The sequence below is a fragment of the Lentzea sokolovensis genome, from assembly GCF_033949975.1.
Lineage (GTDB): Bacteria > Actinomycetota > Actinomycetes > Mycobacteriales > Pseudonocardiaceae > Lentzea > Lentzea sokolovensis.
In genome coordinates, this window is the sequence record NZ_JAXAVU010000018.1 from 75,004 (window position 1) to 96,756 (window position 21,753).

Below are 21,753 nucleotides of genomic sequence, written 5' to 3' on the forward strand. Positions count from 1 at the left end.
CAATCTGTGCGGTTGGCCGCCGTTCAGCGTTGTTGCGCGCCGTTACGTGACCATCTGCTCTACACGGATCCTCCAGGCCAGCCCGATCCTGACCTACACCGACCAACCTCGCATAGCACTTAGCATCGGCAGTCGAACGTGCACAGCGGTGTCGACGCCATAATCCGAAGGGAATGAGCCTTCTAGGTAGGCGGGGATCTGCTCATCAAGCACGGCTGGCCGGTCGATCGATTCCGCGATAGCTGGGCTCAACTTCCCGAGAATCACATCAAAAGCATCACTAGCGAGCGCACCCAATGAAGCGAAATGGGGATAGTCCACATCATCCCACGGTTGCGGAAGACGAACAATCCGCTCTATCTCAGATATTGACGCAAGAGAATCTGGATCGCGCAGAACTTCTCGACATACCTCGCTCCCCTGGGCCACCACCCACAACCTGAAGTCGGCAAAAGTATCACCTGAGCATGGCCGCTCATGAATGACGTCGGCCGCCTCCCACAATCTCCAATTCAATAGACCATTCACACAATCAAGGAGCTCGCGCTGAAATCGAGCCACCCGCGGTATTGGCAGTTTGGACAGCTTACCCAAGAGGGACTCGGCCATTTCTTGTTCACTTCGGGCAGTATTTGAAATTGAGTCGACAAGCGCCCACAACATGGATTCTTCAGACGCTAGCACGCCGGACCTCCTCTGTATCCAAATCGCCGAATGATATCGAGCGGATTCTCACCCGTACTCTTGCTGCCAGCATACCGCTCGTGGTTGTGCGGTCCGGGAGCCCTGGCGATCAGGTCACTTTCGACTGCGTGAGCGGCGTCCTTGGAGTCGAAGTTCCGAAGGACCGTGGTTTGAATTCCCTGCGTCTTAAGGTATTTCTGCGTGTAGCGCGAATAGTTTCCAGTGGTATTAGTCCAGACACCCCACTTTAGGAACTCACCGGTGCGCTGGCTGAATTGTGCATACAGGGCGGTCTGACCTCGCTGCGGAATGGGGCCATCTGTGTTCGGCCAAGAATAAATTCCACCGTCATTGTGAACCAGTACCGGAGTGTCACCCGCCAGCACATAATACGTGTGAAAATCATCGACGGTCAGGTTGTGCACGCGTTTAATCGCGGCCCTCTTCTTGATCGCCGTCACCTGGACCAGCGCGCCCGCCGAAGTCTGAAGCACCGATCCCGGTCGAAGCTCCTGGGCGTCTACCCAGCGCTCCTGGTCGGGCAGCCAGAAGGGATGCTGTTGTGTCGCAGTAACCTTGCCATCCGATGTCTCAATCTCGATCTCAACGAGATGCTTGATGCCCTCGCCGATGATCGTCGCGACCACCTCCCGCGCACCGGACTCGCCAGATTCAGGGTCTGCGGCTGCTACTTGGTCGCCGACGTTGACCTCGTCGATGCGCTTGGTCGAGCCGTCCGACATCAATACCAGCGTTTCAGGCAGGAAACTGTTCGAACCACAACCCTTCCGGTAAGCAGGACGAGCAGACCCAGGGAGAGGAACCGAAGGGCCTCCAGGTCGCCCGGAGGCGAGCTGGTGGCCGAGCGCGTCAGAACCGAGGCCGACCGCGAATCCCATCGCCGCTCCCAGGGCGTTAATGAGACGACCGCTGCACCCGAGGCTCTTCCGTTCCGTACAAGCCTTCGTCGCGAGGAAAAGCAGCTGGTGGGCACTGTATGAGCCGTCCAGGTCCTCCCCTTCGGGCATGTCCTTGCCCATTGCGGTGCGAATCGATCGCATCTCTCGGCCGATGTCGAAGATGTTGGGCGAGTCGACCGGCAACTCATAGTCACCGATGTAGCTCTTGTTCGTTGTGGTGTTGTAGGCGACCGAGATGCCGGTTTCCTCGCTGGTGACCCACTCCTGGGTCGGTCCCGACGGCGCGACGGCGTGGTCTTTGGTGTGATGGGTGCTGCAGTTGCTGCCGTCGTTCATACAGCTGGTCGCGTACAAGCCGGTCGGGTCGCTGTAGGTGATCGGTGAGTTATTGGCGTAGGCATAGCCGTTCCACTGCTGCGGATCCGACGTGTCCATGACTGGGTCCACGGAGACGAACCGGCCGGTTGCCGGGTCGTACTCACGTGCACCGATGTGCGTCAGGCCGGTGTTGTCCAAGGTTCCGCCGACGAGGCCCTTGTCCAGCCGGGCCGGCCAGGTGCCGGTGGTACCGCGGACCTCGCCGAACGGCAGGGTGCGGCGGGTGCTCACGGTCTGTTGGTTCAGGGCGTTGATCGTGTGTTGCGCGGTGCCGTGCTGATCGGACGACATCCACGTCAGGCCGGTCGACGTGCGCATCGCGATGGTCTGGCCCGCATGGGTGTAGTAGCGGGTGCAGGTCTTCGCGCCGCCTGCCTTCGTGTAGCGCAGTTCCTGGCCCGGCAGGTAGAGCGTGCTGCCGGTCGGGTCGCGGCGGACCAACCGGGTTCCGTCGGCGTCGTAGATGTACGAGGACGCTCCGGACTCGTCGGCCGAGGTGGCGACTCTGCCTTCGCGGTCCCAGGTCATTGTCTGCGTGCTACCGGACGGCGATGGGCGAGTGAGCGTGTTCCCGGCTGCGTCGTAGGTGTAGGAAGCCATACGGGAGCCGGCGTTGTCGGTGGTGACCGTGCTGGCCAGGCTGTGCTTGCCGGGCGTCGGGGTGTACTCGGTCTTGCGCTCGCCCGCACTGGTGACATGCTCGACCAGTTTTTCGCGGTCGCCCGAAATGTTGTAAGTGAAGGACTGCCAGTACTTTGACGGGCCGCCCAGACCGATATTCGTGCGTTCGTCGTTGCAGTTGCCGGAGCTTGGGGTCCACGCCTCGGCGAGGCGTCGCAGATAGTCGGTGGTGAAGCACTGGGTGTCGCCACTGATCGAGTCGGCGACGCGGGTGACGTTGCCGGCAGGGTCGTAGCTGTACGACACCTTGGCCACGTCGGTGGGTCCGGCCTGTTTGGAGGTATGGATCCCGCTTAGGCGCCGGGTGTACTGCTCGTAATTGCGGACGACGGTCACGCTGCGACCACTGCCCAGCATCGTTGTGCTCGCCAGTTCACCGAACGACGTGTAGCCAGTGCCGGCGACGAGCTCTGTCGGCGCTGACACCCCGTAAGCGGTCTTCTGGGTGCTCGGCTGGTCGAGTGCGTCGTAGCCGTACTCGAGTGATTCCTTCTTGAGGTCACCGGTCGCTGGCAGGTGCGTCACGTTCAGCGTGCCGTTGGCGAAGTAGTTGGAGGCATAGCTGTACGTGCCGCCGAGTCCGGTTTCCTGGTCCGGGATCGTGATGTCGGTTGCCAGCGGCATGTAGGCGGCGTTGAACCTCGTGTTCTCCTTGATGTACTGGCCGTGCTCGGCGTGCCGCACTGATTTCACCAGTACGCCCTTGACGATGTCGCCGTCGGCGAGCGTGTCGTAGAACCATTCCGCGCGGGCCGTTCCGGTCGATGAGTCGTCGCGGATGCTGGTCTTGCGGCCCAACGTGTCGTAGACGTAGGCAAGTGTCTTGCCCAGTCCATCCTTTGTGGATGCCAGCTGGTCGGCGTCGTCATATGCCGACTCGGTGATGCCCTTGTCCGGGTCGACGGCACGGGTCTGCCGACCCCGCAAATCGTAGGTGTACTGCCACTTCTTGCCGGACGGGTGGGCGACCTCGGTCAACTGGTCGTTGAGGTCGTAGGTGTATTTGGTGGCGTCGAAGCCTGTCGCGCTGCCCGCCGCAACACCCGAGTGGTACTGGCGCAGCTCGGTCTTGCGGCCCAGGACGTCGACGAGAGTTGACGACACGATGCCGCCTGCGGGTGGGGTGACGTCCGTGCGGTCACCGGCGTAGTAGGTGGACGTGCGGAACAGTTCGTTGCCGCCGGGGCTGCCGACGGGCACGTCCGTCTTGAGCATCTGGACGATCTCACGACCAGCGCCGTCGTAGGTCGTGGTCGATGCCGACGGGATGGCGGCCGTCGGCTTGAACAGGTCGGTGCCGGGAGCGGTGTTGGCGAGGTAGGCGTTGTTCGCCCGCTTGACCCGTCCCGCCGAGTCGTAGTGGACGTCTGTGATGACGGTGTTGGACGTGCCGCCCGCGGCGTCCGGCGTCTGTGTCTGACGTGGCCGGAGCAATCCGTCGAACAGTTGGTACGACGTGACGTACTGAAGAGATGTGTTCAGCGTGCTTGTCGCGACGGCGACGGCTCCGTCCGCCCGGTCCCGGTAGGAGAACTTCTTGGCCGCCGGGCCTGTCCTGTCGAAGCCGATGGGCCACACCGCGGTCGTGCGGCCGAGCCCGTCGTAGCCATAGTCAGTCTTCCGTTCGTTCGGATCCACGACCGACAGCGGCGAACCCCACGCAGGCTGAAGAACCGTCTTCGTCACCCAGCCCACCGAGTTGGTCGCGGTGAGCTCGGTGACCGGCCCGCCCGCGGCTGGGGTGTACGCGACGGTTGAGGTGCCCTTGGGGTCGGTCGTTTTCGTGGTCCGGCCGTAGATGTCGCGCTCGGTCACCTGGTCGGTCACGTAGGCCGGAGCACCGTTGACGTACGACTTGAGGCTCTCGATCGTGCTCGGCTCGCCCTTGGTCGGAGCGGCGCCATACCCCTGGCCGTCGTAGTAGGTCTTGACATCGCCCGCGATGTCCGCGTCCCTCAAACCCACTTGTGTCTTGGCGCGGGCGCAGTCGACCAGGTAGTCGCGCTTCTGTGACACCGTGCCGATCACCCAGGCGGACGTGTTGCGCGCGTAGGTGATCAGCGTGCACTTCTCGTCGCCGGTGACCTTGTCGTCGCCGCGGGACTCGCTGTGCGTCGCCATTCCGTAGGTCTGGTCGAATTCGGTCACCGAACTGGTGGTGCGGTAACCGCGGCCGCCGTCAAGCGCCACACGTGTGTGCTTGCCAGCCACTGAGGAGAACCGGGCGTGGACGGTGGCGTTGTTGATCGTGCGCGAGGCGGTCGGGTTCGACTGCCAGGGCACGCTGACCGTCGCCGACACCTCGGCATCACCGTTGTAGACGATCTCCTCGCGGACCATGCCCGCGAACGCGTCCTCGTCGACCGCCTCGGAGATATCACCAACGGCGATCGCCGGCATCGAAGCGAGGCGGGTGCCGGACGGCAGCTTGTCGCCATTCATGCCGCGGAAGTAGCGCTTCTCGGTCAGCGTCTGCTCTTCCGCGTCGCCCTTGCGCGTCTTCACCGCCCCGTAGCCGCGCCACACCGACCACGTCATGTACTCGGCCTTGGTCAGGCCGTCGTCGTCCACGTGGCGCCAGGCCGGGTTGCCGATGTACTCGTAGTCGGTGACCACTCGTATCGAACCGCCGGTGAGATCGGCCTCCTGGACGCTCTTCACCACGTACTTGTGGAAGAAGTCCCAGATCGGATCCTTGTTCCCCTCCGGCTTCCAGCGCACCGGATAACACCGAAGGTTGTTGTCCTGCAACGCGTTCACGTTCGGTGTCCGTGAACCCGCCACGCAGTCCGCGTCAGCATAGGTGACGTCGATCTGACCACCGGTCTCGGTAAAGATCGTTTTGAGCCGCCACCACTTCATCGCCGCGAGCTGGTCTGAATGCGTGTCGACGCGATTGCTGCGCTGCTCTCCGCGGAACCGGACGTCTGGCACCGGCGTCTCGCCTCCGACCAGGCCGACACGCGAGATCTTGTCCAGCCACAACCCGGCACGCGTGCCGTCGCCAGGATCCGGGAACGACTGTCCCAGCGTCCACTTCTCCACCGGGTTGCCGCCGGTCTTCGTGGTCACCGATGCAAGGCGCTTGGTGGTCCAGAACGTCGGCGACCCGACCCGGCACGGGCTCGTCGTGCACTCCATGTCCCACGGTGTGTCCGGCCAGTGCGTGGCGTCCTTGGTGCCGCAGTCGGCCAGGCAACGGTCGGCCGGTTCGAACACGACCTGCATCGGCGCTGTCTCGGTCCGGTCAGAACGCGTGCCGTAGTCGATCTGCTTGAGCACCGACGCCCGGTCGTACTCCGCGAGATCGGTCACGCTGTTGTTGCGCGCGTACTTGTTGGTTTCCTTGTCGTAGCTGTAGGTCATCGTGTTGCCGTGCAGATCCACGACGTACTCGAGGTTCCAGCGGTATGGCTGCGAACAGAACGAGTCCTTGAACAACGTCACCGCACACGGCTCTGTCGCGTGGTTGCCCGCCACCGGAACGCTGAGCACCGACTGCGCGCTGCGCCCGAACCAGTGCTGCGTACCGTCGGCGGTGGTCACCACCCAGTGCTCACCGTTGCGGGTGCCGTTGTTCGCGTTGACACCGAACTCCACGCGGGTACCGTCGTCGTTGCGCAGACGCCAGCGTTTCGAGGTCTCGCTTTCCTTGATCAGCTCACCGGAGTGGCCCTGCATGGACAACGTCGCGTTCTCGTTGCGCCAGCACAGATCACCGGTCTCCTCGGTGTTGCGCGCGCTGTCCTGCCTGTCGTCGGCACAGCTCACGTATCTGCGCTCGATGAAGTTCGAGCCGAACTCGAAGCCCTCACCGATCCATGACGGCTGGTTGTTCGACGCCGCCATCCGCCCGTCCACACTCGCCGACGAGTACTCCAATGCCAGCGACGGCGTCGGGCCGCCCAGCGACGGCGGCATCCGCAGGGGGTAGTTCCAGGTGAATGCGCCCGTGTTCGACCCAGCTGACCACGTCGCCGACGGTGACAAGCTCGTCGCCTTGTAGGTACCCGACCCACTCGACGTGGCCGCGGCCAGCGCCATGATCGCTCCGCCGGACGGCGACGCCTCGGTCGCGGTCACCGTGTTCTTCGCCATGTCATTGCGCGACGGCACAGGCTTCCCCGCGCACTCCGGTTTCTCCGGTGTTCGCAACGCGCACTCGGGCAACTCGACCAGCCGCAACCGGGAAGCCCAGTCACCACCATGTGCCCAGCGGTACGACGAGTAGTTCACCTCGACCTTCGCCGAGCCACCCGAGACCTTGAACAACACGCCGTCGACGCCGGCGGCGCGGGTCTTCTCTCGATCGAACGTCTCGACCTTGATCTTCGGCTTCGACTTTGCGGCACCATCGGCGGCAGCGACCGACACCGAGGTGTCCGCGACCCGTGCAGACTTGTTCGCCGCCAACGCGCCAAGATCGATCTCGGCCACCGAGGCCTTCGGCCACATCGGCGCCACACCGGCGAAGTTCTTGCCTGTGCGCGCGTCTTCGGACTGGCGCGCACCGGCGTTTTCGCCGGCGACCACGGGCTCCTTCGCCGGCACAGGAGGTTTGTAGGGCGCGGCTGGGGTGGGCGAGGCGGTGAACATCGTGGCCACGAGGGACGCGGCGAGTGCGGCAGCCAGTCCACGCTTAGATCGGGCTGTGAGCATGACACAACTCCAGTTCAGGGCAGGGTGTGGACTGATCAGCTGAAGAACGCGCGGCCGGGCTCGTTCCAGTCCCAGCCGAGTTGCTTGGGTTCCTCGGTGTAGGGGAATCCGGTACGGCTGTCGAGGCCGTCGACGTTGCGGAACGACCACACGGTCCCGTCCGTGCCGATCGAGATGATCTCCGCCTTGCCGTCGCCGTTGATGTCCGCGAACCAGGTGCGGTCGGGCGTCCAGCCGTAGCCGACGTCCTGCGACGTGTCGTAGGAGCCGTAGCCGAGCCCGCCGAGGTTGCGGAACACCGAGACGGACTGGTCGACGTTCACTGTGATGAACTCGGCCTTCTTGTCCCCGTTGACATCGGCGAACCGGACACGGTCCGGGGTCACTCCGGTGGCGAGCACCCCGACGATCACAGGGGTCGTCGCGAACGCGGTTGCCTGGCCGAGCTCGTTGAGGCCAAACAGGTTGCGGTAGACGCGAACCCGGCCGTCGACGTCGATGGACACACGGTCCGCTCGGCCGTCACCATCGATGTCGGCGAACCGGATCCGGGAGGTCTCCCCCGGCGCAGAGCCGATCACCGACACGTCCCCGAACGGGAACCCGTTCATGCCGTTGACGTTCTTGAACGCCTTGATCGCACCGTTCGGTTCGACAGCGATGATCTCGGACTTGCCGTCGCCGTTGATGTCGGCGAACCAGGTGTGGTCGGCAGCGAAACCGGAACCGACCACCTGCGGATCGTTCGGATAGACCGCGGTATCGCTGACATTGAGGAACGCGCGCACGTTCCCGTTGGCGTCCACCGAGATGATCTCGTCACGGGCATCGCCCGACAGCGACGATCCCTGGAGCGCCTGGGTTTCGAGCGCCCTCGGGGCGAGCACACCCTGGTACGCCTTGAGCTCATCGATGTTTCCGCTGAAGTACTCGCCCGCACTGCTGCGGCCGACCGACAGCACGCCGGTCGAATTCCAGCCAACGACACCGGTGACCGTGCTCTTCAACACGTCCACGGCAATCGCGTTCTCTTGTTCTTCATTCACCTTGTAGCCGACCGAAAGCTTCAGCGTCCGCGCACCGGCGTCATAGGTGGCCACGAGGTGCGTCCACTTGTTCACGACGGCGTCGCCCTTGGCCTTCCACCACGTCGACGGGTTCACCGCCACGTTCGGCATCTCAGCACTCCACTGGGAGCCGTCGTACTTCAGCGTGAACGGGTCCACTCCGGACGGACCTCGCTGAACGACAACAGTGCGAGGTGTGCCGGTGGCGTTGAGCTTGACCCACACGTCGACCGAGAACGACTGGTCGGTGTTCAGCACAGGCTCGTTCGTGCTGGCGGAACCACCGGCGCCGTTGAGTTCCAGGCTGTGGCCAGGCTGGACACCCACGCCCCACTTCGCGCCGCCAGCGAGGTTGAGCTTGAGCGCACGCCGGAACTGCGTGTAGTCGTCAGCAATCGACCCCGAGCCCTCGTCGAACAGCCACCGTCCCACCTCGTAGGCCTCGGCCATCTGCAGCGTCTCCTGCGGGGTGATCGCACGGTTCCACGCGCGCACCTCTGCCACATCGCCGAGCCACGGCTCCACAGGCGCGGAGTTGCGCATCGCCTTGCCGATCCACACCTGGCCGGCGGCGGCGAATCCGTCCTTCACCACGTCGGTCTTGAGCTGCAACGCACCGTCTACGTACAGCCGGACGTCCTTGTTGACGCTGTCGACCGTGCCGGTCAGGTGAGTCCAGACGCCCGCAGAGGCCGGAGCGTCGGACTTCGCGGTCTTCAGCTGAGGGTTGGCGGTATCGGTCTCCGCCAGCGCGAACACCCACTTGTGGTCGGCGGCCTCGTAGCCGAGCCGGAACGCCGACGTCGCGGAACCTTGCTGGCTCACCACAGTGCGGTTCACCGTGTCACCAGTGAGGCGAACCCATGCGGAAACGGAGAAGTCCTTGCTCGTGTCCAGCACCTTCGTCGTGGTTGCACCGTTGTCGGCCACTCCGTCAAACCCGATCGCACCCAAGCCCCCGACCGCACGTCCGGACCGGCCCGTGTCCAGTCCTGTCAACGTGAGCTCGTGGCCGTTACCGGCGGCGTCGAACGCGGGATCGTCAGCGGTGAACCACTGCGCCTCATTGGGCTTGTCGCCCGCCACAGTGAAATCGAACGTCCTGCGCGTGGGCAGACCGGCGTAGTCGACGGCCTCGACGAACAGCGTCTTCGGACCGGACGACGGCGGCGTCCACCGCACCCGCGTACCCTTCGCGACTCTCATCGAGGGCGGATCCGTGAAGCCCCAACGGAAGTACTCAACATCGGCGGAGGTACTGGCGAAGGTGAACGTGTCGGCGATACCGAGCGCGCCGCAACCGTCAGTTGGGCAGCCGGATGTCTTGTAGACCGTGGAGCCGAAGGTCGGCGCGTCCGGTGGGGTCACGTCGACGCTGAACTCGCACCAGCTCGACGCCGCGCCCCACAGCTGCATGTCGTTGGCCGTCATGCGGTAGGCGTAGTTGCCGGTGGTGAGGCCGTGTCCCGCAACGGCCCATGGGCTGGCGCCGTAGCCGGTACCCACAACGCCGGGATAGAGCAGCCAGTCGGCCGATCCCGGCAGCTTGGCGACGATGTCGTTCGCGCCGTCGGCGTTGAAGTCGGTGATGGTTCGTGCCATCGCGCCCGCCCAGCCGGAACCGATGTCGTAGCGGGCAGGGTTGCCGCTGTACGGCTCGCGTTTGCCGCTGCCCAGGTACAACCAGATCGTGCCGTTGTGCTCAGCGAAGATGTCCGGGGCGCCTTCGCCGGTGCGGTCGATCACGCCGAAGAAGCTGACCGTCTGCCAGCCGTTGCCCAGCACGATCCGCGGCTGAGTCGACGGTGCACGGGTGCCGTCGCCGGGGTAGAGGTAGAGCACGCCGTCGGCGTCCCTGGCGATCAAGTCCTGCTTGCCGTCGCGGTCGTAGTCCGCGAGCCCGGCGAAGGTGAAGCTGTTCCAGATCGAGCCGAGCTGCACCCGCAGCGGGCTCGGCTCATTGTTCGCCTTGCCGGGATACAGCCAGAGCACGCCAGTCGTGTTATCCCTCGCGACGATGTCCTGCTTGCCGTCCTTGTCCCAGTCCGCGACCCCCGCGATCGTGAACGCTTCCCACCCGCTGCCGATCTCGACGCGGTCGCCGGACCGCCATCCGCCGGGTTTCACCTCGGTTGGCAGCAGGTACAGGTAGCCGTCGAGGTCGCGGATCAGCAGGTCGGTGCGGCCGTTGTTGTCCCAGTCGCCTGTGCTGATCAGGGTGTCCGACGACTCGACCACGCCCGTCGGCAAAGTGCTCGGCTTGGGAAGCGAGTACTCGGCGGTGGTGACGTTGCCCCAAGGAGAACGCTCGACCTGTGAGATCGGGCCGTGGGAGCCGTTGGGGCGGATGCGCCGCCATTCGAAGCGGGCCTTCATGGTGTCGCCGGGATCGGGGTCACTAATCCTGCCGCGGATCGTCGGCTCCGAGGTCGGCACAGCCGGCCTCGCGTCACCGGTCGCGCAGGCCTTACCGTCGGCCGTGAGCGGACCAGGCGCGTCCGGGATCGAGTTGTAGTCAATGGCCAGCACCGCCGACCCGGCATTGAAACGCTTCCAGTAGTTGACGCTGCTCTCGTCGACGTGCATCACGAGCGTGATGTAGCCCCAGTTGTCGGTCGCCGCCTGCTTGACAACACGGGTGAAGTCGAACTCGACGTCACCCGGCCCGGCACATCCGTGCGTCGCGCCGTATTTGCGGTTGGCCGCAGCCGACGCTGCCCAGTCGTCGCCCCACCAGCCGGGCTGGTTGTTCCACGTCGTGCCGCCGCCGAACTCGGAGGTCACCCGGATCGTCGCGTTGGACCCGCCGTTGTTGCAGCCCCACGCCCACCGCTGCTCGACGCGGAACGACGCACCGCTGACGACCTTGCCCTTCACCTCAGAGGTGTCCATACGGAAGTACGAGCGGGTCTTGTACTTCGCGCTCAGGCATGTGAGGCCGTCCGCCGAAACGCTGTCACAGGTCTGGCCCGTACCCGCGTTACCCACAATGCCGGAGTTCTGCAGGTAGTCGTTGCCCTGGTTGTTGCGGCCCTGCCAGTACGCGGTGCCAGGGTCCTTACTGGACACCAACGTCCACGCGTTGTCCGCCACCCGGCCCGTCCACGACGGATCGATCATGACCGGATAGCGCGTCGCCGCATCACTGAGCATCGCGGCGTCCGGAACAACGGTGATCTCACCGTTCTCCACCGCCACCGGCATCGTGGCCGTCCGCTTCCCCTCCGGCTCCGCAACCGCTGCCTTGGCCGGCACCCCTGCTGCCCCGGCGCCACCCGAGTCCCACATCAACGGTGTGGGCGACATGAACACCACACGTCCGGACGCGTCCTTGGCCTCCAGCCCACCGCCTGCGGGGTGTGCTGTGACGCCCGTCGTCGCGAACCCGAACCGCACCTTGTCCAGCTTCGAATTCTCTGCTGCTTCCCGGTTCTTCACGACCAGGAGTTGCGAGAAGCCCCGCACCGACGCGGTGAGCTTCAGATCCACGCCGGGCAACACCTCGGTGTAGGTCGCTTCCGGACCGGACAGCACCGGCGTCGGCAACGCCCCGAACGGCCACGTGATCGACAACTCGCGATCCCCGTCCCGCAACCGCGCCGCGGGACCAGTACCTCCGGCCGAGAACTCCACAGGCAGTACAGCCGCAACAGGCGCTACCGTTGAGCCCGACACACTCAACGTCGTGTCGATCCGTGCCCACGATCCATCAGCCTTGCGCGCCCACCGCGGCTCCGCCGACTGCTCCGTCGTGTAACCACCCGCCGGCTTTGCGAACGTCTGCGAGCTCTCCGAACGCTGCCCGACAATCTCGACCCGGCGGTTGCAACGAGCCGCCATCTGCACTGCCGCCTGCGCAGTCGGCTGCGCGTCAACGCACTCCGGCTCGGCTGCCCTGACCTGTTCAGGCACGGCCAAGGCCGTTGCTACGACTGTGAAAGACAAGAACGCGCGCAGGACAAAGCCCTGCGCCACCCCGACGCGTGCCAACCGAATCCCCCGCTATCCGCGCATGTCCCCCGACAACACGCGAACTCCACCCCACCTAGCCGCAGGGAGTCTGCCTGCCCAGATAGCAAAATGACAATGAGGCCGAACGGGTGAGAGCGAGCACGAGGCGCTACACGAGGCAGCGGAGTCCGACAGTGAACGTCCACCCCTCCACGGGCGCGGTCCCCGTCAAGACCTCGCCGAGGTCGAGTTCGTGCTCATGGAATGGACAGACTGGTACAACAACGCCCGTCTGCACTCGCGTCTGGCCTACCCGACCCCGGCCAAGCACTACTCCCAACACGCGGCACGCCGACCAGCGCTGGCGCTGAAACCGGAGCCGGCCTCAAATCCGTGGCGGTTCACTTACAAGCGGGTCTAGCCGCGGGTCTTGTCGGAGCTCCTGAGATCCTCGACGATCTGCTGCACGGCGTCCTTCACCTCGTCGGTCACCGGAACCTCGAACACCGACACCCGCACGTTCCACCGCCCGGCAACCGCATGCAGCGAGTACGTCTCGCCGTCGACCGTGCCGGCGGTGCACGCCTTGGTCTCAGCGTCCAGCTTGCCGTCAGTGCAGAGCATCGGTGTCAGCCGTTCCGACTCCTCCGCACTCGCGTAGGCGACAATCCCCACGTTGAGCGCCTTGCGTCCGGTCGAGACGAAAACTTGGCAGCCGTTGGTCTCGACGGAATTCACCTCCGAGACCACAAAACCCTTGGTGATGACCGCGAGCGGTTCGGGCTTCAGCAGGTCAGGACAACCCGACTTGACCTTGTCGGCGAGGCCGGCGGGCACGTCGGTGCCACACGCAGCCACGGCCATGAGCATGAACGCCGTCAAGGCGGCCGCGAACCTGGTCCTCACTTGCTCCCCCATGTGTTCCCAGCGCCTGCTTGTCCGGCGCAGGTGAAATGGTCGCACGGCGTTCCGGCATGCGTGGACTAGCCACGTCCGACCAGAACCTGGCCGTGACGTACGACCTCGCGGCAGAACATGCTGTTCAGCGCAGTTGAACGCGCTTGACCCCCAGTCAAATCCACAAAGGACTCTGACCAGCGGAAACCCAGTTCCCCCAGGACATCCAGTGCCGTTACCTGCCGTTCAAGGCCGTTACGTGCCGTTCGGTGACGTTCAACTCCTTGCCGTGCTCCAGTTTCGCTCCACCACGTTCAGTGTGAGACTCGCCCGAAGCAGCACGAAACGCCTGCAACCCAAGGGTTACAGAGCTTCGACACCAACGTGAGCAGTTCACCCCACCAGGCTACTCCCGCCGCCACCAAGGCGCGCTACTACGTCGGGCACTTTCTGTCTTCCAGGGCAGACTGTGCTGATCGCTGATCTACAAGTCACAACGTGATCGTTCTGCCCGAGCAGGTATGCAACGTCCGCACGTGCCGATGAGCGGTCCGGCCGCACCCTTCACGTCCAAATTAGGACTCAGGCCGCCCCCATCGCCGTGCGTGAGCAGGCCGGGCAGCTGCGTCGAGTCTGAGCCCGCGGGCGTGGAATCGCGGTAACAAGTGTTGCGAGCGGTGCGACCTTCTGATTGACCCAGGAGGTGCGTCGTGGTCGACATGTCTGATCCGAAGAACTACCAGGAGGTCCTCGGCGCCGGTGCGGTTCCACCGGCCGACCCGACGGAAGCACAAGCTCATGCGGGTGTGGTTCGGGTCGAAGTCGTACCGGATCCCGCTTTGGCAGGCACGCTGGGCCCGGCCGACCTCCTCGAACGCTTCACGGATCGGGTTGAGGAGCTGGGCACAGCGATCTGCGGGATCGCGGAGAAGTTGCGAGTGTCGCTCGAGACCAAGCTGGTCGACGAAGAGGCGAACCGCTGGGGGATGTCGCAGGTGAGCATGGAATTCGGGCTCAACCTGGAAGCCTCAACGGGGGTGGTGGTCGTCAAGGGCAAGGCAGTCGCCGCGTTCAAGGTGACGATCACTTGGACCCCCAAGGACTCCTCGGGCACATGAGCGCCCATGCGATCGGCGAACTGATCGTCGCGGGTCGTAGACGCGGCACCGCGTTCGCAGTCACCGAGGACCTTTTGCTGACGTGCTGGCATTGCGTGGCGGATCCGGGTGACCTGAGCCAGCTGTCAGCATGCGACGTCGTGGTGCGGTTCGCTGACGGCGTGACCGTGTCCGCGAGATTCCTGCAGAACAACCCAGAACTGGACCTGGCGCTGTTCGGGATCCTGCCTGGGACGCCGCTACCGCCTGACTGGACGCCGCTGCCGCTGGCGCAGGACACCGATGGACCGCGAGGCACATTCGCCGACGTGATCGGCTGGCCGATGGAGAACCCGTCGCGATCGGCGCCGCAGGCCATGCCTGGCCAAGTCGAGAACAACACCACCATGATCGACAGTTCTCCGTCGCTCGAAGTGTTCTCCAAATACCTCGCGGCAGGGCTCCGACCCCGCGGGTTCAGCGGTGCACCTGTGCTCGTCAGAACACCAGCAGGCCCGGTCGTCATCGGGGTCGTGCGCTGGATGAAGGAAGATTCGGCCGACAGCGGAGTTGCGGTCGGCGGCACGATCTACGCCAGCCGCGCCGCGGACATCGCCGCGTGCTGGCGACGGCTGCGACCGGAACCGACGGTGATCGCCGATCTCGTCGGTAGCAAGTGGCTGCAGTTGAGTTCGGAGGTGGAGCGATTCGTCACGAGCCAGCTGATCGGTCCTGGCGGCGACCTTCCCTTCGCGGGCAGGTCGTCTGAACTGGCCGCGCTGACGAGGTGGTTCGACGAGGGCGACACTCCCTACCACGTGGTGGCCGGGCCGGCTGGCATCGGCAAGAGCACGCTGCTGGTCCGCTGGTGTGCGGAAGTGGTTCGACGGCGACAGGTCCGTGTGGTGCTCCTGCCGATCAGCGTGCGGTACGAGACCAACGCTGTGGCCGACATCCTTCAAGCACTGAGCAGCCGGCTGGCCCGCGTACACGGCGAGGATTACAACTCCTCCGCCTACCAGGCGAATCCGCGTGGAACAGCACTCGAACTGCTGCAGAGATCCGCGCCCGCCGACACATCGGTGATCGTCGTGCTCGACGGTCTGGACGAGGCACGTGATCAGTCGTCGTGGCTGCGGTTGTTCCCGCGCACGCTCGGTGAGCGAGTGCGGATCCTGGTGTCCGCCAGGCACACCCTGGACCATCCGACCGGGCAGGCGTGGGCCGGCCACCTGGGTCTCACCTCCGTGGACGTCACGACACTCACGCCGCTGGGACCCGCGGCGATGGCCGATCTGCTCAGCTCCGTCCGCGTGGGCGCACCAGCGGAGGAACTGGCGGCCGCCGCAAACCGCCTGTGGGACCTCACCAGGGGTGAGCCCGTGACGACCAGCCTCTACCTGACGAGCATCCAGGAGAGTTCCGACCTCACGTTGACAGCCTGGACAGCAGCGAAGCGCAACACCGCGCCGGGTTTGAAGGAGTTCTTCGAGGAATGGTGGTTCGAGCAGCAGAAGCTGTGGAACGGAAGCTACTCCGCCCAGGACGCCGACCGGGTGCTGCGGATCCTTGTGATGGCTGAAGGTCCATTGTCGCGCAAGGATCTGAGGTTGCTCGTCCGCAGGCTGCCCGAGCCGCTCGACGCCGTCCGGCTGGACGACGCGATCGGCGTGCTCGGACGGTTCATGCTACCCGGCCGCACCACGGACTCCCTTTCCGTCGCACACCCGGTCATCACCGAGATGATGCGCGCACGGCTGCACGTCGGCCACGCCGATGACGAACTTCAGGAGGTCTTCGTCGCGTGGGGAACCGAGATGCTGACCGGATTGCGGTCTGGCACGCTCACCACTGCCGATGTCCCCGACTATCTCACGCGGCATCTGGCCGAGCATCTCACCACGGGCGACAGGGTCCGCCCAACCGCGTTCGACCTCGCGGCACCGTTTTGGCGCAGGCACAAGGACGCGACCTCGGACACCACCGAGGCGTTCCAGACCGACGTCCGGCTGGTCATGGAACAGGCACGGCGGGCAGACCAGGCACGCTTCGACAGAGGTGAGGCTCCGCGACTCCTGCCGGAACGCATCATGTGCGCGGCTGAGGTCGCCGGCCAACAAGGAACCATCGACGGGCACATGACGTCGCTGCTCGCCGCGGAACTCGTACGGCACGGCTTGTGGCGCATCGGCCGCGCACTGGATTTCGTCGAGCGCAACGCCTACGTCAGTGGCAGTGATCGGGTTGATGCTGTCGTCGCACTGGCCCCGGTCATCGCCGCCGATCACCTCGACTGGCTGGAGAAGCTCGTCGACTCGACCTTGAAAACGGGGGACTCGGAAGAGAAAGCGCGGGCGGTGGCGGCGTGGGCGGTGCGCCTGCTCGAACTCGGCCATGTCTCGGAAGCGCTCGTATCCGCGCACCGGCTGCCGACTGGAGACCGCTCGCGGTCGTTCGTGGCGGTGTGGGTGTTGGCCGAGTTGATCCCTCGGCTTCCCGATGATCTCGCGAGCACCGCACTCGCCGCTGTGTTCGCCGAGCTGCTTCACACGAGGACAGGCGACAAGACCATCTGCTACGCCGTCACGAGGCTCACCAAGCAGGTCAGCCTTGACGAAGCTGAACGACTTTGGAACCTCGTAGAGATAGGCGCGCTCTCCGCAGACGTACAGCGCGAGGCGCTGCGGGCACAGCAGGCGGACGACCCGAGCGGACCACGGGCGGTGTTGATCGCCGCCGTGTCGCGAGACCAGTGGAGAGAGCGAACCTCGCTGACTTGGCCGCGTTTCGTCGCGGTGGCGAGGTGGCTACCAGACGAACGACGCGGCAGCGTGATCAGAAGCTTCTTCGAAGCCTGGGAAGCGGACGAGTCCGGCCGCCTGACCGACGACCGCAGGCAGGCACTACTGCCAGGCATCCACTACGACGGGTTACTCAGCGTCGTGCCGATCAGCATCGCGACCAACGCCGTCGAGTGGGTCCGCCGGCTGACCAAGGGACACACCCGGCTCGCTTGCCTCGCGCAGCTGTTGCCGGTGCTCGACGACGGGGTCCGCCGGCAGGTCGCAGACGAGATCTTCAAGGCTGCGCACGAAGATCTGGTTGAGCTCGACGGATCGTACGACGGAGCGCTGGTGGCCGTTGCAGGCCTCGTCGCCGTCGGTGATACCGACCGCCTGCTCGGTATCATCAACACCCTGGGGCCGGTCCACTTCCTCGGCCGCATGCTCGCCCCTGAGGTCACGGCGGGCCAGGCACGGGTGGCCCTGGCTGCCATACCCGCCTGGGACCTGGAGAAACGGCATCTGCGCAACGCCTTTTTGGCAAGGCTGGCATCGTTCGGGCCCCGAGAGGCCGCCGAGGTGCTGGCGCAGTTGTCCGCCGCTGGACCAGTCGACGCACTGCCTGGTGACCTGCTGCGGCTGTTGCGGGACCACCTCGGCGGCAACCCTGAGGGAGAAATCCCGCCCTTCAAGCGCGTCAATGCCTGGTGGCCACCTGGTGACCCGTACCCGCGCCGGGAAGCTGTACGCAGCTACTGGCCTCGCCCCCGGCCCATGGACGAGGGTGGGCTTCATCGAGCACTCCGCGACACCGATGCGGATCCTTATTCCGTCTTGCGGACTGCGATGGATCTCACGTCCAACCTGAGGGCCCGCCATGTGCCGATGTTGATCGAACGCTCCCGTGCGTTGCCCGACCGATGGCTCGGCCTGGTCTTGCTGGCCGCCGGCACCCACCTGCCACCGGGTGACGCCACCGCCACCGTCATGACTGAGATCCGATCGACCATCGACTCGCTGCGAGCTGCCGCCGATGCGACCGGCCGACCGTGGTGGTTCACGGCAGACAGCGCCTGGTACGCGCACAACCCCAGCGACATCGCTCCGTTCTTCGCCAGACTCGTTGCACCACAGGCACGCGCCGATATCGCATCGTGGTTGTTCGACGACGGCTACCTCCACGGCGTCATCAGCAAACCGATGTATGGCGTTGAAAACGTCGACATGTGGGCGCGCGATGCCGCAGGCGTCACACCACTGCTCGACGTGTCGCAACTGAACGAACTCGCTGCGTTGGGGGACCGCAGCATTTCGAGCGGTGGGACCAGGGCTGTCTTCGAGGCCGGGCTCGCCGTCGGATACGCCGTGTGCGGGGAGCTGGACCGCGCGCATCACTACGTCAAGTCGTTAGGTGGTCCAGAGCCCCACGAACTGCGTTGCCAGGTGCTCGCCGACATCATGTACCTGCTCCGTCCAGCAGACCTCGTCGGCTGGATCGCGCAGGTACACGCGATCATCACCAGCGCGTATCGGCGCGGCCCTTTGTGGGCTCATCTGGAATGTCGACTCGGTGAGCTGTCCAACATCCAGATGTGGGCCGCCCTGGACCAATGGCTGAGCATGCCGCATCGAGGTAGCCGCGCCGAGGTATTGGCAGACGCGCTGCTTTACCGCTTCGCGATCGCACGGATCACCGGTGGAATCGGTGAATGCGCCCGGCTGTTGAGCCTGATCGACGAACGCGAAGCGGCTTAGCCGCCGCGTACCCCAGCCACCAGGTGAGCGCGCACGTTGCCGACCTGTTCAGTACGACAACCGTTCCACAAGCTCAAGTACTTTGTGCCACGCCGAAGTCCGCGAGCGGCCCCAGCCAACCCGCACCGGTCTGCTCTGCGGCTTGTGGGGTGCCAAACCCTGCCGAGCAGCCTGACCTGCGCATCACATTGCTGCAGGTTCGTACTCGTTGATCAAACTACGACTCGTCGCAATGCTGCCGTTCGAACGCGCCGAGGCTGCCCGGATCGCTGCGTTCTCGACGTCCCGGCTGCCCCGGCCGTTGATCGTATTGACTCCCGATCGGGCCGACGACGTCTACTGGTACCGGTTCAGTGCGGCCCACGAACTCGGTCACCTGATCTTGCACGGCGACACCCCGCCCGGCGACCAGCAGCACGAACGGGAAGCCGACGCTTTTGCCGCCGAGTTTCTCACTCCGCGCATGAGTATCAGCCCGGAGCTTCCCTCGCGGGTGGACTTCACCGTGCTGGCTCGGCTGCAGACCGCGTGGGGTGTTTCGGTGAAGTCGCTGCTCTACCGCTGCCGTGAACTGGGCCTGTTCTCCGCGCCAACCGCAAGCCGCGCCTACCAACGGCTAAACCAGTTGAGGGCGCAGAACTTGTTCGCAGATGAGCCCATCGGTCGCTACCCCGGCGAGAAACCCGTGCTGCTGAAACAAGCATTCGAACTGGCCACTCAACACGGAGCCAGTCTCACTGGGCTCGCCACAGAACTCGCATGGTCAGTTGATCGTGTCGAGGAGCTACTGGGCCTGTTGTCCGATCGGCCGGCGCTTCGGCTCGTGCCGTAGCAAACGCCGGACCTCCCCCTCGACGGAGCCCGATGCGCCTCCTCGCACCGCCGAGATCCGTCTCTCTTCTAAGGTTGCCGGTCGAAGCGGTGGGCGCCTGAGCCACACGGTGCCCTACTTAGCTGGAACCGAGGCCCTCAGGTCGATACCTTTCCCTTGGCAGCTTCTCAGACAGAGCACCATCCAGTACGCGGCGAGGTTGATCTGATCCTCTCCTGTACCAATGTCGGCCGTTCGCGTCGAGGAAATGCAAGCTCAGTCCAACCTTGCGTGTAAGCCCCGTGTCCAACGGTCCGCTACCCTCCAGATGTTGGACGACAAGTTTAGCGCAAACGGATTCGCCCGGCTTGAGCATCCGGAAACCTTCTCGCCCAGTGCCTACTTCATCCATTGCGACCACAAGATTGAAGATCGGCATGTCGCTATAGTTTGAGATCGTGCCTTCCAGTTCCTGCACTCGGAAATTATTCTTGAGCGAGTTGAACTCATCGGTGATAGCCGACACGATTAGCCTCGCTTGCCTAGCGTTCTCATCATCCTGCCGCAGCTGGCCAGCCTGCCGCTCCTCTCTTCGCATACGAGTTTCGCGCGCTAGCAGGAAGAGCGTTGCGAGGAAGGCACATCCAGTGAACACGCCTCCGAGGATGGACCCGAGCGCATCCCATGTACTCCACGGCATCTCGACTGCCTCCGCTGTGTGGCCCAGGTGATGAGCAGAGTGTCGTTAGGATCTTCGGGAGTGTTACGACGGCGCGAACATGGACAAGCGCGCTGTTCCGATCGGGGACTGTACCCCCGATGCCCTCAGATGCCACGAGTTCCCGATGGGTGTGTATCCGGGCTACAAAGTCACGCGACGCACATCTTCTCCAATTCACCCACACGGCGCTATCGACGTCTCAGGGCGACGGATGGGCATACCGCTCAGAGATCACCGGGAAACAGCGACGAGCTGCAGTCCTCTGGGTGCGGCGCCCTTAGTCATGGCCAGCAAGAATTGCCCAGGTCGAGCGGCGGGAAACATCCGCAACTTGCAGATTCCGGGTTGCCACACACCGTCACACGCTGCAGCGAAGAGACGTGCACGAAGGCGCAGAACGGTGCCTGAGGCTGCCAAATCGACCCGGCAATACTGTGCCAGGGCGAAACCACGAAGTTGCTTGTTCGACAACATCAAGTTTCGCGCACTTCTAGCCCATTTGGGTGTTTACCGAGCGTTCCTGCTGACATCAGAGGCATGACAGCCGATCAGTACAAGGTCAGCATCCGGGGATCGGGAGGAGACCCGATGGGCCGCATCGACCCGGCCGACGTCAGCTCACTCGTCGAGGCGAACCGCCGCAAGTGGTCGTCGCGATCTTTCCTCGCCTGTCTGAGCCCTGAAGCGTTGCGACGTCTGTGCGTCCAAGGCAGCGCCGAGTGGTTCGATCCCGGAGAAGAGCTCATCGTCGAAGCAGCCAACGACCGCACCGTGTATTTGGTGCTCTCCGGTTGCGTGAAGATCGTCGTACAGCTGGATGGAGGCAAGGAGGGCTTGATCGCGATACGCGGCAGCGGCGATGTCATCGGTGAACTCGCCTCGCTTGACCGGCAGCCCCGCAGCGCGACGGCGAGGATCAGTGGTGCCGGTCCCAGTCTGGTGCTCCTCGTCAACGGCGACGCGTTCATGAACGCGTTTGCCGATTTGCCTGACGCGGTCGAAGTGCTCGCCGTCGCAATCAGTGGAAAGCTGCGCGACGCGACCTCTGCGCGGCAGTACGGTCACCTAGGATCGACCACCACGCAGACCCGCCTGGCCCGCGCATTTGTCGCCCTGGCAGACACGCACGGACAGGTCGTCTCAGGAGACGTGGTCATGGGACTCGACCTGAGCCAGGAGGAGATGGCGAGTCTCGCCGGAGCGAGCGTGCCGAGTGTGCAGCGTGCGTTGGGCTCGTGGCGTCGGCTTGGCGTGGTCGGCGGTCGCGGTCGCAGACTCGTCATCCGCGACATCGCAGCTCTTCGCCGCATCGCATACCCATCAAATGATGTTTAGCTAACCGTTCTCGA

10 protein-coding genes and 1 pseudogene are annotated in these 21,753 nt (G+C 64.6%); 7 read left to right on the forward strand and 4 right to left on the reverse strand.

All coding sequences use genetic code 11. From position 1 onward, the window contains the following. Positions 1-93: 93 nt before the first annotated feature. Together SK854_RS45825 and SK854_RS45830 are read right to left on the reverse strand one after the other, a co-directional pair. On the reverse strand, positions 94-684 hold the full coding sequence (locus tag SK854_RS45825) for a DUF4240 domain-containing protein (RefSeq protein WP_319981489.1): 591 nt from the start codon (positions 682-684) through the stop codon (positions 94-96). Next, positions 678-6,761, reverse strand: a complete 6,084-nt coding sequence (locus SK854_RS45830) for a polymorphic toxin-type HINT domain-containing protein (protein ID WP_319981640.1) — start codon at positions 6,759-6,761, stop codon at positions 678-680. Before SK854_RS45830 ends, SK854_RS45825 begins: the two co-directional genes overlap by 7 nt. Here SK854_RS45830 and SK854_RS45835 point away from each other — a divergent pair. Together SK854_RS45835 and SK854_RS45840 are read left to right on the forward strand one after the other, a co-directional pair. Next, positions 6,688-6,894 (forward strand): hypothetical protein, encoded by a 207-nt coding sequence (locus tag SK854_RS45835; protein WP_319981642.1) that lies wholly within the window; start codon positions 6,688-6,690, stop codon positions 6,892-6,894. The two genes, SK854_RS45830 and SK854_RS45835, sit on opposite strands and share 74 nt — an antisense overlap. Before the next feature lie 33 nt (positions 6,895-6,927). Next, positions 6,928-7,227 (forward strand): hypothetical protein, encoded by a 300-nt coding sequence (locus tag SK854_RS45840; RefSeq protein ID WP_319981643.1) that lies wholly within the window; start codon positions 6,928-6,930, stop codon positions 7,225-7,227. 130 nt (positions 7,228-7,357) lie between these two features. Here SK854_RS45840 and SK854_RS45845 read toward each other — a convergent pair whose 3' ends face one another. Next, on the reverse strand, positions 7,358-11,962 hold the full coding sequence (locus tag SK854_RS45845) for a LamG-like jellyroll fold domain-containing protein (protein ID WP_319981490.1): 4,605 nt from the start codon (positions 11,960-11,962) through the stop codon (positions 7,358-7,360). A 604-nt stretch (positions 11,963-12,566) separates the two neighbouring features. Here SK854_RS45845 and SK854_RS48345 point away from each other — a divergent pair. After that, a pseudogene (locus SK854_RS48345) lies at positions 12,567-12,761 on the forward strand (integrase core domain-containing protein); the annotation flags it as partial. On the opposite strand, the gene SK854_RS45850 reads toward SK854_RS48345, so the two are convergent. Continuing rightward, positions 12,758-13,246, reverse strand: coding sequence for a hypothetical protein (locus SK854_RS45850; RefSeq protein ID WP_319981491.1), 489 nt, complete (start codon positions 13,244-13,246; stop codon positions 12,758-12,760). The pseudogene SK854_RS48345 and the gene SK854_RS45850 overlap by 4 nt on opposite strands. A 710-nt stretch (positions 13,247-13,956) precedes the next feature. Between SK854_RS45850 and SK854_RS45855 the strand changes: the two genes are divergently transcribed. From SK854_RS45855 to SK854_RS45870, 4 genes are all read left to right on the forward strand, one after another. After that, positions 13,957-14,355, forward strand: coding sequence for a CU044_2847 family protein (locus tag SK854_RS45855; RefSeq protein WP_319981492.1), 399 nt, complete (start codon positions 13,957-13,959; stop codon positions 14,353-14,355). Next, a complete protein-coding gene (locus tag SK854_RS45860; RefSeq protein ID WP_319981493.1) occupies positions 14,352-18,872 on the forward strand; it encodes a serine protease in 4,521 nt (1,506 codons plus the stop codon). Before SK854_RS45855 ends, SK854_RS45860 begins: the two co-directional genes overlap by 4 nt. 232 nt (positions 18,873-19,104) lie before the next feature. Next, positions 19,105-19,704, forward strand: a complete 600-nt coding sequence (locus SK854_RS45865; protein ID WP_319981494.1) for an ImmA/IrrE family metallo-endopeptidase — start codon at positions 19,105-19,107, stop codon at positions 19,702-19,704. A gap of 1,288 nt (positions 19,705-20,992) precedes the next feature. Continuing rightward, positions 20,993-21,739: a Crp/Fnr family transcriptional regulator gene (locus SK854_RS45870; RefSeq protein ID WP_319981495.1), complete on the forward strand. Its 747-nt coding sequence runs from the start codon at positions 20,993-20,995 to the stop codon at positions 21,737-21,739. Positions 21,740-21,753 lie beyond the last annotated feature (14 nt).